Source organism: Arthrobacter sp. Y3221159 (assembly GCF_059089885.1).
Genome location: NZ_JBNHFC010000006.1, coordinates 187,489 through 200,700, shown reverse-complemented (window position 1 = coordinate 200,700; position 13,212 = coordinate 187,489). Strand labels below are relative to the sequence as shown.

9 protein-coding genes are annotated in these 13,212 nt (G+C 63.4%); 3 read left to right on the top strand and 6 right to left on the bottom strand.

Going from position 1 to position 13,212, the window contains the following annotated elements:
• Nucleotides 1-2,343: 2,343 nt before the first annotated feature.
• The 5 genes from trxA to AC5RT3_RS08550 all read right to left on the bottom strand — a co-directional run bounded on the left by trxA (nt 2,344) and on the right by AC5RT3_RS08550 (nt 8,500).
• Complete coding sequence (trxA, locus tag AC5RT3_RS08570; protein ID WP_494123971.1) at nt 2,344-2,670, bottom strand: thioredoxin; 327 nt, start codon at nt 2,668-2,670, stop codon at nt 2,344-2,346.
• Between the two features lie 35 nt (nt 2,671-2,705).
• Entirely contained in the window at nt 2,706-3,662 is a 957-nt protein-coding gene (gene trxB, locus AC5RT3_RS08565; protein ID WP_494051983.1) for a thioredoxin-disulfide reductase, read from the bottom strand.
• 316 nt (nt 3,663-3,978) lie between these two features.
• On the bottom strand, nt 3,979-5,556 hold the full coding sequence (locus AC5RT3_RS08560) for an ABC transporter substrate-binding protein (RefSeq protein WP_494051982.1): 1,578 nt from the start codon (nt 5,554-5,556) through the stop codon (nt 3,979-3,981).
• A 165-nt stretch (nt 5,557-5,721) separates the two neighbouring features.
• Nucleotides 5,722-7,908: a murein biosynthesis integral membrane protein MurJ gene (gene murJ, locus AC5RT3_RS08555; RefSeq protein WP_494123970.1), complete on the bottom strand. Its 2,187-nt coding sequence runs from the start codon at nt 7,906-7,908 to the stop codon at nt 5,722-5,724.
• A gap of 91 nt (nt 7,909-7,999) precedes the next feature.
• A complete protein-coding gene (locus tag AC5RT3_RS08550; protein ID WP_058269716.1) occupies nt 8,000-8,500 on the bottom strand; it encodes an NUDIX hydrolase in 501 nt (166 codons plus the stop codon).
• Between the two features lie 207 nt (nt 8,501-8,707).
• Between AC5RT3_RS08550 and AC5RT3_RS08545 the strand changes: the two genes are divergently transcribed.
• The 3 genes from AC5RT3_RS08545 to AC5RT3_RS08535 all read left to right on the top strand — a co-directional run bounded on the left by AC5RT3_RS08545 (nt 8,708) and on the right by AC5RT3_RS08535 (nt 11,524).
• A complete protein-coding gene (locus AC5RT3_RS08545) occupies nt 8,708-10,216 on the top strand; it encodes a CCA tRNA nucleotidyltransferase (protein WP_494011410.1) in 1,509 nt (502 codons plus the stop codon).
• The gene (locus AC5RT3_RS08540) at nt 10,213-10,797 is read left to right on the top strand and encodes a histidine phosphatase family protein (RefSeq protein ID WP_494011411.1); all 585 of its coding nucleotides are present in this window, start codon (nt 10,213-10,215) and stop codon (nt 10,795-10,797) included. The genes AC5RT3_RS08545 and AC5RT3_RS08540 overlap by 4 nt, the downstream gene beginning before the upstream one ends.
• Nucleotides 10,798-11,389: 592 nt before the next feature.
• Nucleotides 11,390-11,524, top strand: coding sequence for a hypothetical protein (locus AC5RT3_RS08535; protein WP_494011412.1), 135 nt, complete (start codon nt 11,390-11,392; stop codon nt 11,522-11,524).
• Between the two features lie 24 nt (nt 11,525-11,548).
• Here the strand turns inward: AC5RT3_RS08535 and AC5RT3_RS08530 are convergent, their stop codons facing one another.
• Entirely contained in the window at nt 11,549-12,979 is a 1,431-nt protein-coding gene (locus tag AC5RT3_RS08530) for a glycosyltransferase family 39 protein (RefSeq protein ID WP_494011413.1), read from the bottom strand.
• Nucleotides 12,980-13,212 lie beyond the last annotated feature (233 nt).

Here is a 13,212-nt window from a genome sequence, read left to right as displayed (position 1 = left end):
GTTGATTTCACACCTTTTTGGAGCGACTCTTTTGGCGCCGAAGGGCGCGCCCATGGAGCAATAACTACTCTTGGTCGAGCTGAGGGCGAGTCCAGCACGGGAAGCGCCACAAGTGCGACCGCTACTGCGGCTCGCCGGCAATCCACACCTCATCTCTTAGGCTTGTGGATAACAGTGTGCATAACATCACTAGGCGGCTGTGGATAAGTTGTGGACCGTAGGGAGAGCTGATGTGTAAGAACCGCACTAGAGCAGTCTCTGCACCTTACGCGGTGCACCTCAGGACTACGTTACGAGCGCCGCAGTGGCATCCTGCAGTAACTCGGTCAGCCCTAAGATACTGATCTTTCACACGCCGAAGCTGCAATTGATGAGCAGGCGACATCCCACTGTACCCATGCTCCCACCGGGACAAAGGCACTGGTGGGTTGGACCGGAATCACCAATGCTTTAGAGGGTCGTGCCCGAAGGATGAATCCCTGCTTTCCTTTGTGCATGCTGGTAAGCGCAGACCGGACTATCACAGCGCGTGTGAGCATAGTCTCGGTGAACCCCATGTTCCCGCGGCACACGCCAACTGTTCCTGCAAAGGCAAGCAGAGGCAGAGGCGATGGCTTACGTCGCCGCCGTTGATTGCATCGCCTGGTGCCCTGAATGGGTAACCTCACCGGCAGCCAGAGGCTGCGACTGCAAGCGCTTGGATGAAGAATACAATAGGTTCCCTGGTAATCGGGCCCGGCGGATAGGTCCGGGGCAGGTTCCGAGGCCTGTTTCAGGAAGTGCGTGTGACTTCCCGGTGCTGGCATCCTCGTGCTCCTGCCTCCAATTGCAGTGTGCATTGAATTAGCAATACTGAATGCCTTGCCCGGCTAACCTCACAGCATCGGGAATGCGGCCTGTTTCACGTGAAACAGAACGCGCGCCTTCCAAGATGCACTACCGACCATTGCTGCATGACCAGGTGTCGCCGACGGTAGGATCCAGCCGCCAAACGATGGGTGGACATGCTGTCAGGCCTGCCATGGAAGGTAAGCGGCCCCTTTGCACGATCCTGCCAGGAGCGACCGTAGCGGAACGGTACCAGCTAGTTGCATATAGAGGCACGCCAGTAGGCTGATGTCCCAAGCAGCCCACGCGCTCTCAGTCCATGCAGTTCTCCACTTTTAGGCTGCTTGCCAGACGATACGTTTTCGCCCAGGCAGCAAACTCTATGTTTCGGTGCAGACCCTCATTTCGCAACTGACGCCCTTGCCTCCCGAGCCGCCGAGTGTTCATGCTTACCAGTGAGAGAGTACATAGGGCTAATGGACTGACTTGATAAGTATTTGGGGCCATTGCCATTGGCGTGCGTGTGTCCACATGGACCTCCTGGGCGGAATGCGATCCTGCAGCCTTTGTTGAGGTGGAACGCAGAGCGCCGACTGGCAGTGCTGAGCCGAAAGTATCCGGCACACGGAATTGTCGCCGAGGGCCGAACTGGCTCCTTCTGCGTCCGCTCTCCGACGCGGCGCCGTCCGGGCTGGCTTGGCCCTTCCAAGCGACTCATTCGCAAATACGTCCGATCCGCAGCGGCGCATCGGTACCGCGCCCCGTCTTTTGACCAAGAGAACACGTCACTTCCCGTTGTTGTTAGCAGGGCTGCTCGCGCAGCCGTTCTAACAATCCATTTTGTATGCATGGCGCATGAGAATCTGCATGCTAGCGCGCAGCCGGCTCGCCCGTGAGGTTGCTGCCCGCGTGGAAGGGTTGGCATTGCCTAGGCGCTGTCCGCCACTGAGGGCCGGCGAGCCTCTGTTTCACGTGAAACGTCGGACACTCATGGTCCCGTGCTCTTACGTCGCCAGTCCCTGTGAAAGTGGCACGGGGTCTTGCACCGGGGGGGCAACAGGACCGACCTTGGAACGTGGCGCAGTGTTTGGTGTTCAACGTGGCTTCTACATCTGCAGATCCGGGATTGTGCTTGCCGTGGGCGGCGAAGTAGCAGGGCGGGGAAAATCATTCCGCGACCGAGACCAAGTCGCGCCGGCAGTACGACTGAGGCGGTCAGCATGACTGCGTTTCACGTGAAACAAGACTCCTGTCACACAGGAGCGACAAGGGTCGCATTCGCATGTATCAAGGTTGATTGAGGCAGCCTGGACTCCGGAGAATCCTTCAATGGGTGACCATCGACGCGCATCGAAATGTGAGCCCCTGAATCGAACGTTTCACGTGAAACCGCCACCAAGGTGCTGCTGGCTACCGGTGTCTGCGAGCACCTATACAGCCAAATCGAGGACCGCAAAAAAGTGGCCATTACCCGGAGGCGATGACCACTTCTATGCTTCGCGGCGGAAGAGCGAACTAGGACAGGACGTCCGAGAATTCCTTCTCAAAGAACTGCTTCGGCTTTGCACCGATGACCGTGCTCTTCACTTCTCCGCCATGGAACAGGTAGACGGCGGGAATCGAGGTAATGCCGTATTCCGCAGCAATGGAGGGGTTGTCGTCGACGTTCACCTTTACGACATCAACCTTCTCGCTGTATTCCACGGAGATTTCGTCGAGGATCGGACCGAGCTTACGGCAGGGGCCGCACCATTCAGCCCAGAAATCGACAATTACCGGCTTTTCAGAGGACAGGACGTCCGTTCCAAAACTTGCGTCGGTTACGTCTTTTGCGTTGCTCATTGCGTTCTCTTTCTCCTCGGTTCGTATTTGCAGACTTATGCAGGCAGGTTGGCCAGGTAGTGTTCCACGTCGATGGCCGCCACACATCCCGAGCCGGAAGCCGTAATGGCCTGGCGGTAGGTGGGGTCGATGACGTCTCCGGCAGCAAAAACGCCGGGAATGCTGGTTTTGGAGCTCCGGCCCTGTACGGCGATGGTTCCTTCGGGCGTCAGGTCGAGGACGTCCTTGATCAGATCAGTTCGGGGATCGTTGCCAATGGCGACGAACACCCCGGTGACAGCAAGATGCGATTCCGTACCATCAAGGGCGTTCTTCAACTTGAGGCCGGTGACTTTGTCTTCACCGAGCACATCTTCCACGGTGCTGTTCCAGATAAAATTGATCTTCTCGTGGGCCAGCGCGCGGTCTGCCATGATCTTGGATGCCTTAAGTGAGTCACGGCGGTGCACTACCGTGACTGATTTGGCGAACTTGGTGAGGAACAGGGCCTCCTCCATCGCGGAGTCACCCCCACCAATCACGGCAATATCTTGATCTTTGAAAAAGAAACCATCGCAGGTTGCACACCAGCTCACGCCATGGCCGGAAAGCCGCTTCTCGTTGGGCAGCCCCAACTCGCGGTAGGCGGACCCGGTGGAAAGGATGACTGCCTTCGCCTGAAAGGTCTCCCCCGTTGCAATGGTCACCGTCTTAACTGGGCCTTGAAGATCGAGCGCTGTTACATCCTCAAACTGGATTTCAGTGCCGAAACGTGCGGCCTGCTTCTCGAAGTTCTCCATGAGGTCCGGACCCATGATGCCGTCGGGGAAACCCGGGTAGTTCTCGACGTCGGTGGTGTTCATCAGTTCACCGCCCGCGGTCACGGATCCTGCCAGCAGCAGCGGCTTCAGGTTGGCGCGGGCCGTGTAGACGGCGGCTGTGTAGCCAGCCGGTCCGGAGCCGACAATGATGACATCACGCACTTCGGACGCGGTGTTTTCTGCGATGGTCACTGAACGGTGAACCTCTTCCTTACTTGACGCGCCTCGGTGGAGGCCGGCCACATGGCACAACTGCTACTGGATGCTGAATATTCCGGCGCTGGAAATGGGATGACAGCCGGCGAACGGCAAAGTACAGCCCCTCCAGGCGTTCTTTCCAGATTACCGTCCCCCCAGAGCGCGGGACGACAGGATGCCACGCCGCCGGGCCCAAGATGACGCGATGCGACACCTCGGCCGGGCACCACCGGCAGTGTGGACAAAAGGAACGGCCCTCCCCCGAAGGAAAGGGCCGTTACCTGAAGACTACCGGACGCTCATGGAGCCGCTACTGGATCTTGATCTCCGCCAGGCGGATACCGTACCCATAACGGGTCTTTGGCGCCGCCAGCTTGGGAACGGAGTTAATCGACACGATGACGTACTGTGCCTGGGCAGGTTCTGCCAGCGGCATGTTGAGGTCAGTCGACGTGAAGCTGCTGGTTCCTACAGCCTTTGCCCCGTCCAGGGATGGGCGGTCATTGGTGTAGACGGTGATGTTTCCGCCGGAGCCACCCAGCTGGGACAGGGTGATGGAGGATACGGTAGCGGGCTTCTCGAGTTTGACCACGAGCGGCACACCCTGGGGTGCAAGGCCGCCCCAGTTTTCGGTGGCGAATTCCATGTCTGACCAGTAGCTGGCGGCATTCCCGTCGTAGGCCTTCATCAGGTCGCCGTCGAAGGTCGCGGCAAAGTCGAAATTGCCCTGGCGCGAAACACTTTCGATTGCGGGCGGTTCGGCAGGTGGAGCAGAGTTGGGTGCCTGGGTTGCCGCGGCTGATGCTTCAGGAGCACTGGTGGTGGCCACGGGTGCGGGGTTGTTTGCCTGCGGCTGGGAGAAGAGGCTGCCCAGGCCGGTCAGCGCCCAAACGAGGCCGGCAATGAGGACTACGGCAAGCAGCCCGCCCACAAGCCAACGCATGGATCGGGGTTCCCGGTCGGGCTCGTCCCGGTCACCGTCGTAATCCCCCGGGTCCGCGAAGGAGACGCCTGCAGCCGCAGGCGCTGCAGCGCGGGCGAACATGGCCGGCTTTTTGTTGACCGGCTGGGGTTCATCTTCCGGCTCTGAGTCATCGTGGTATTGCCCCTGCTGGTCCGCCTGGGCGTAATCGTCGTCGGACCAGAGCGACACCTTGGGCTTGCCGGTACCGGCATCCGTGGCATCCTTGCCCGGGCCTGTGGTGGGAGTTGGAGCCGAACCGCTGGATGCTGCCTGCACCGGCTGGGCGGCGGTGGCATCCGGATCCGCGTGGCCCGCTGCTGCTTTGCCGGCAGCGGACCCTGCGACCGCAGCTGCCCCGCCCGCAGCAGCCCCGCCCATAACCGAAGCTCCGCTTCGGCCGCTTCCGGGTGCAGCGGCGGGACGTGCGGGAGGCTTGGGCGGCACAACAGGTGCGGTCCGGTAGGGGTCCACCTGGCTCTGGTGCCTGTCGCCGTAGTTGATGTACCCGGCGTCGACGTGGTCTTCCTCGTCATAGGGCTCAGGCTCGCGCGAGCGGGGCTGGCCGAAGATCTCGCTGCCCAGCGTGTCCGTGAAGAAGGGCTCCACGTAGGGCGGGTTCGAGGCGACAACGAGGTCCAGCAGGTCCGCCGCTGATGTGTGGTTGGTAATAAGGTATGTGGCGGCATCACTCACGCCGAGGTCCAGCACCTGGACGGTGCCCGGCCGTTCACCCGTTGCCACCTCGCGGGCGCTCTGCGCAACCTGCTCCGTGTTCTGCGGACCGGCAACCAGGATGCTGACCGGCCGGTTCAGGACCTGGTCCACACCGTCCAGCACCAGATCGTGGTCGTGGGAGGCCAATACAGTGGCTGTGACCTTGTAGCGGCCGCCCAGTACTGATCCGACATCGATCGGGTTGGACACGTGTTCCTCCTAGACTGTCCGGGGTCGCCGGCATAGATGATGCAACCCCCGTTCAGGGACCGCCGAGTGGCTTGCCCCCGAATGCAACTCCCCCTGTACCTTTCCGATCCTAGCGGATTGCGTCCGGCACGCCGTGGACAACGGCCTTCGGGAGCGGCCGGAAACTCACTTTTTACGCCGCCGCCGCTGCTTGAAGTAGGGGTTCTCGCCGGCCTTCCCCTGGAAGGTGCGGCGCCCGGGCAGCGGGATCTGCTCGCGGAGCAGCCCTCCCCGTGCGGTGCCGGGCTGGTCCTCGCCGGGTAGGTACCCGTCGTCGGACTTATCCTGGCCGCCGCCGTAACGGCCGCCGTCGTAAGATCCCGCGTCGCCGGTCGTCCGCTCCGGCTTCGGTCCTGCCCGGAAGGAGACCGCATCAAATTCGCCCGAAATCCTCGGGATTAGGCCGGTGTCCACGGACGTGGTGGCGCGCTCGGGGCGGTGCACGGCTGCCTCGGCGGACGCGCCTTCCACGGACGGGGTCCCCTCCGGAGCGGACGACGGCGGGGCCCCGCCTTCCGCGGCAGGTGCAGCGGGGGTGCCGCGGCCCAGACGGCCCAGCAGCGGGCGGAGCAGGTCGCGCAGCTCCGCAACCCGGAACAGCTTGAGCAGGAAGAAGTAGGCCACCAGCATGACGGGGCCCACCACCACCACCGTGATCAGTGCGGTCAGGCGGTTTTGCCAGGCGAAGCCATCGGGACTGTAGCTGCCCATGAGCCAGAGTGCCCCGGCGCCGGCGATCGCCGAGCCCAGCGCCGCGTAACCCATCCGGATGTACGAATTGGCAATCCGTGGCCCGTCCAAATGGCCCAAAAGCCGGCGCAGGAAGTAGGCGCTGATGACCACGGAGAGGATGTTTCCCACCATATAAAGGATGGCGATGGCATAGATGATCTGGTTCACCGGCAGGAACTGGATGGCGAACGCGCCCGCCACATAGACCACCGCCAGCAGCAGCTGGATGTAGAACGGGGTCCGGGCGTCCTCGTTGGCGTAAAACACGCGCGACATCATGAAGTTGGCGCTCATGAACGGCGTGCTGAGGGCAAGGATAGTGAGCGTCTGGGCCAGCATCACGCCGTCTTGCCGGGAGCCGCCGGAGAAGAACATGCCCAGCGGGCCGGCCAGTGCGAACAGTGCCAGGGCCCCGAAGACGGTGGCCACGGCCATGGTCCGCAGTCCGTGCGAGAGGGCGTCGCGCAGCTCGTCCCGGTTGCCGTCCTGCGATGCCCGGGTCATCCGGTTGAACAGCACGGTGGCGAGGGACAAGGCGATGATGGAGTGCGGCAGCAGGTATAGCTGGCTGGCCACCTCGAGGACGGCGTTGCCGGGCAGCAGTTCCGCGGCGGGGTCGCCGGCCTGCTGCAGCCGGAGCCGCTCCGCGCCCGGGATGGTGGCGATGCGCATGACGTACAGGAAAGCGAGCTGTCCGACGGCGGCCGTCAGCAGCGTCCAAACGCTCAGCTTGGCTGCCTGGCCCAGTCCCACGCCGCGCCAGCCGAATCGCGGCCGCAGGCCCAGCCGCAGCCGGAAGACGGGAATCAGCAGGATGGCGGTCTGGGAGACGACGCCGATGGTTGAGAAGCCCGCCACGAAGAAGGTCTGCGTGTCCCCCCAGTTGGCCAGGGTGTGGGGACTGAACTCATTGGTGCCGAAGATCCAGATAAACATCCCCAGGCCGGCGATGGCCACGATGTTGTTGAGGATGGGCGCCCACATGGCAGGCCCGAACGCGCCATTGGCGTTGAGGACCTGGGTGAGGAGGGCATAGAGGCCATAGAAGAAGATCTGCGGCAGGCACCAGAAAGCGAAGGTGACCGCCAGTGCCTTTTGCTGCGGTGAATAGCCCTGGGTGGTCAGGTCGATGACCCACGGGGCGGCCAGCGTGACCATGGCCGTCAGGCCCAGCAGGAGCAGGACAGCCAGCGTCAGCAGCCGGCTGATGTAGTCGGCTCCCCTGTCCGGCGCCTTGCTGGCCTTGATGATCTGCGGTACCAGGACGGCGTTGAACACGCCACCGGCCACCAGCAGGAAGATCAGGTTGGGCAGGTTGTTGGCATTGATGAACGTGTCATTGACCGTTGAGCCAAGCCCCAGGGCCGTCCCGAGCATCCAGGTCTTGCCGAATCCCAGGAAACGCGAAACCAGTGTCCCGGCCGCCATGATGGCGCTGGAGCGGGTTTCGCTGGCACCCGCCGCAACCTGCGGGGTATCCGGCCCGGCAAGGTCCGGCCCGCCCGCTTCCGGGGGCACGCCTTCGGGAACCGCATCGCCCGGGCGGCCGCCGTTATCGGAAGGAGAGTTGGTAGCTGACATCGAGTTCATCGTCTCACCCGCGGGGGCTTATTGCCGCAACGCCCGGACGCCAGCGCGGCAGGCACATTGCCTGACGGCGACACGGGCCCTCCTAAAGGTGTCCGGGCAGGACCTCACGGGCGAGATCGGCGATGCGCCGCTCGTTGGGAAAGGAGAGTTTCCGGGCCAGTTCCTGGATGGGCACCCATGCCACGTCCACGGCTTCCTGGTCGGGATCGTTTTCGATGGTGAGTTCGCCGCCCGTGGCGCGCAGGAGGTAGTGGTGCACGGTCTTGTGGACGCGGTGGCCGCTGACGGTGAACCAGTAGTCGATGCTTCCCAGGGGGGCCAGGATGCTGCCCTCAATGCCGGTCTCTTCGGCGATCTCCCGGACCGCCGCCTCTTCATTGTTTTCCTTGCCCTCCGGATGGCCCTTGGGCAGGCACCACTCGAGGCGTCCGCCCCTGTTAAGGCGGGCGATGATCGCAACCCTCAACTCGGCGTCGGACGTATCCACCACCACACCGCCGGCCGAAACTTCCTCCACCGTGGGCAGCGAGGCCGGGGCCGAATGCTGGGCAGGGGCAACGTGCGCACCGATCGCCGACGGCAACGGTGCGTTTGTCCTCCTGCCTGGAGCGCTCGGTACTGGATGGGCCATGGAGTCCACTCTAACGACTGTTGCCCGTTCGTGATGACCGGAACATGACAACAACATGGACGGCATATGACGCAGTTTCCTGCCAGCAGGTGGAATCCTTCGGATCTTGACAGTATTTTGGCCTGCCGGGCCGCCGGTTTCTGCCAAGCTTAAGTAACTATGGCGCACGCACATCACAAGACTGAATCCCACACCGTCGACTTCAAGGTGGACCCGGTGGTCCTGGAGCTGGGCCAGCGCTTTGTGGACGCCGGGCATGAACTGTCGCTGGTGGGCGGCCCGGTGCGGGACCTGTTCCTGGGGCGGAAATCCCCCGACCTTGATTTCACCACGGACGCCACTCCGGACCAGACGGTTGCCCTGATCAAGAAGTGGGCGGACAACTTCTGGGACATCGGCCGCGCCTTCGGAACCATCGGCATGCGCAAGGACGGGTTCCAGATCGAAATCACCACCTACCGGGCCGAAGCCTACGATCCGCAGTCCCGCAAGCCCGTGGTGGCGTTCGGGTCGTCGCTGACCGATGACCTGCTCCGCCGGGATTTCACCATTAACGCCATGGCGCTGAAACTGCCCTCCATGGAGCTGGTGGATCCGTTCGGGGGCGTCCGGGACCTGCACGCGTCGGTTCTTGCCACCCCCGGTGCGCCCGAGCTGTCCTTTTCCGACGACCCGCTGCGGATGATGCGGGCCGCCAGGTTCGCCGCGCAGCTGGGCGTGGCGGTGCACGACGAGGTCCGCGAGGCCCTGACCCGGATGGCCGAGCGCATCACCATCATTTCGGCGGAACGGGTCCGCGACGAGCTGGTCAAGCTCATCTGCGGCTCCCGCCCCCGCGTGGGGGTGGACCTGCTGGTGGACACCGGCCTGGCCGAGTACGTGCTCCCGGAAGTCTCGGCCCTGCGCCTTGAATCCGACGAGCACCACCGGCACAAGGACGTCTACCAGCACTCCCTCCAGGTGCTGGAGCAGGCGGCCGAGCTGGAAACCGATGGGGACGGCCCTGTCCCCGGCCCTGACTTTGTGCTGCGCTTCGCCGCATTGATGCACGACGTCGGCAAGCCGGCTACGCGGCGCTTCGAACCGGGCGGCGCGGTCAGCTTCCGCCATCACGACATGGTGGGTGCCAAGCTCACCGCCAAGCGCATGAAGACCCTCCGGTTCGACAAGGACACCACCAAGGCCGTTGCCCGGCTGGTGGAGCTGCACATGCGCTTCTACGGCTACGGTGACGCCGGCTGGACCGATTCAGCCGTCCGCCGGTATGTCACCGACGCCGGACCGCTGCTGGAGCGCCTGCACCGGCTGACGCGGTCCGACGTCACTACCCGGAACCAGCGCAAGGCCGAGCGGCTCGCCTTCGCCTATGACGACCTCGAAGCACGCATTGTTGCCCTGAAGGAACAGGAATCCCTGGATGCCGTGCGGCCGGACCTCGACGGGGCCCGGATCATGGCGGTGCTCGGCCTCAAGCCCGGGCCCGTCGTTGGCAGGGCCTACAAGTTCCTCCTTAACGAGCGGATGGAACACGGACCCCTTCCAACAGAGGAAGCGGAGGCCCGGTTGCTGCGCTGGTGGGCCCGGCAGCCCGAATCGGCACCTGCTGCAGCGGATCCCGCAGGGTCTCCCGCCGTCGTCGAACCTTCCCCCTCTGAGGAGACCAAGTGACTAATCCCGCCCTTGCCCCCCGCCCCCAGCTCTGGATCCTGCGCCACGGCGAGACCGAATGGTCCAAAAGCGGCCAGTACACCGGACTGACGGACCTCCCGCTCACGGTCGAAGGCGAACAGCAGGCCGTAGAGGCCCGGAAGGTGCTCGACGCCGTGGACTTCGACCTGGTGCTCACCTCGCCCCTGCGGCGGGCCCGGCGCACTGCCGAACTTGCGGGCTTCCCGGATGCGCAGCACGAACCGCTGGCTGTGGAATGGAACTACGGCGACTACGAGGGCATCAGCTCCGACCTGATCCGCAAGGACAATCCCGACTACCTCATCTGGACGCACGGCGTTCCCAACGGCGAGACGCTCGACGAGGTGGCGGCAAGGGCAGACAAGATCATTGGCCGGATCCTGGAATCGGGGATGGACAACGTGCTCATTGTGGCGCACGGACACTTTTCCCGGATCCTGACCGCCCGCTGGCTCGAATTGCCGCCCACCGAGGGCCGGCATTTCATTCTTGGAACGGCGAAAGTCTGCACCCTTGGCTGGGACAAGAAGACTCCGGCAATTGTGCGCTGGGGCCTCTAGCATTCCCCTTTTCGAATTTCTTCTGCCGGTTTTCCGGAATTAGGTAGTCAACTGCGGATTAGTGGTGTACTTTTATTCCTGTTCCCAAGGCAATTAGCCCGGGGTCAGCGCCCCGGCTGCACGCTTTCATTGCGGCCAACAGGAGAAAAGGAGGTTGGGAGAAATGATGACTTTGACTGGCGGACGGAAGACCACCATCAATGCCGCCCCGGCCTCGGCGCATAATGCGCACCTGTCCTGGGGCTTTCCAGGCTGCTAGCAGCTAGCCGTTCCGCGGCCTGCTGATTTCCGACGGCGGCGAAGCCGGCGGGGATAAGCAGCGGCATCCGCGGCTCCCGCTTGCTCCGTGGCTTTCGGTATCCCGCCTTCTGCCCCCGCAGCCCTTGCCTGCCAGGACCCACTGTGGGCCTGCGCCCTGCCCGCGGTGCGCAGCCTGTCCGGCACTTTTCTGACGCGCGGAAATCCCTAATTACTTTCCTGGTGTTTCCGGCATCAATTGTTGCCGCAATTTCCTCATAATCACCGGTCAATCTGCTGCGCCCTTTTTCGGGCTGCCTTTTGGCCGGCATACCTGTAATAGGAGGTGAGAACCATGGTCCGGAAAATCCGGAAACTCCTGTCCGCTGTACGGCGGCCCGCCAGGAAGCAGTTCAACAGGAACCTGCTGGAACAGCAGCGGGAAGACGTCTTCGTCCTGATGCACCAGCAAATGGCCGGCCTCCGCTGAGGCTTGCTGGCGGGCCTTCGGTTCTCAGGAGCAGGCGAAGGAGATGAGGACCAGGCGCTGGAAGGGCTGGCTGCGGGTTTCCCTGCATTCTGCGGCAGCGAAGGCGGAAAGATCATGGGAAGTGCCTTCACCCAGCCCGACGAACAAGACGTTCCCGCGGCCTTTCAGTTCGGCGGCTGTGACGGGAGCATCCACACCCCAGAGGGTCCCCGACTCTGCCGGATTTTCCTCAAGGGACAGGTCCTCCATGCTCTCAAACCCGTCCGGATAGGCGAGGACCATGTCCCGGAGGTAGGGCTCGTCGAACACCAGGGCGGCGGGTTGCGGTTCCTGCTGGTCCAGCAGGGCAGCGATCCGCCGCTCGGTGTCCGCGGGTTCGTTGACCAGGCTCTTGACCGTGAGTTGCGGGACCAGGCTGCACCCAACCACCGTGGCCACCGCAAGGGGCCTCAGCCACCTTCGGGCAGCCGGAAGGCGCGTGATACCCAGTCCCACCAGCAGGGCAAAGGCCGGCGCTGTGAACGTCAGGTACCGTGCAACGTAGACGGGCTGGGCTATGACGCTGACCAGCAGGAGCCCCGCGACGGGCACGCCCACGCCGGCCAGGCCCAGCCAAACCAGCGGACGAAGTGCTGCGTCTCCGCGCGCCCTCCACAGGCCCCATGCCACCAGCGCAACCTCCACCACACCCAGCAGCACCACGAATGCCAGGATCCACGTGGGAGGCATGTTGCCGGTGGGCCGGTCATCGCCGTAGAAGTACTGCTTAACTGCGGCGGTCATCAGGTTTTGGGCCAGGGAGCGGTTCTGGATCCAGTCCACCTGGGTCTTCTGCCCCAGGGCATAGGCGAGGAACGGCAGCACGCAGATGCCCGCCGCCGATGCAGCCACCAACGTGGCCACCATGCGCCGCCGCAGGATGATGGCGGCTGCCGTGTGGGCAGCGACGGCAAGGGCAAAGAACATGAACATCCAGACACCCACCACCGCGGTGAGGGCGTACAGAGCCCAGTCAAGAACCCGGTTGGACTTCCAGGCCCGGAGCAGCAGCAGGGTGAGGGCGACGGCGATCAGGGCGGTGAAGGCTGACTGGCGCGCCTCCGTTCCCGCCCAGACCATGCGCGGAAGGACTGCCAGGACCAGGCCGGCCGCGAACCCCACCGCTTCCGATCCCAGCTTCCGTCCAATGACTGCCGTTCCAGCACAGGCAAGACCCACTGCCATAGCCGATGGCAGCCTCATGGACACCTCGGAGAAACCGAAGACGGACGTCCAGAAATGCATGATCAGGTAATAGAGGCCATGGACGGCATCCACGGACTGCAGCAGCAGCATCAGGTCGCCGGGAGACCGTCCGGCGGCAGAAATGGTGGCGATCTCGTCATCCCAAAAGGACGGGATCCACGAGCCCAGGAACGCAGCACAGAATCCCAGCAGCCCAATAAAGGCCGGCATCCGCCACATTGGGATGGGGCCATCTGGTGCAGAGCCGAGCCCGGACCCCTGCCAGGCTGTTTGGCCGCGGACCCTCTGGCTTTCCACCTGTTACCTCCTGGAGACTGCCGGTTGAACCGAAGTCATGTCTTGCATGTCATAAGGACGGCTGACGGGACGAAGCTTCGCGGCACAGCGTACGGCCTTTCCCGGCACCCCTTGCGACGATACAGGCCCGCAGGAATTGGGACATC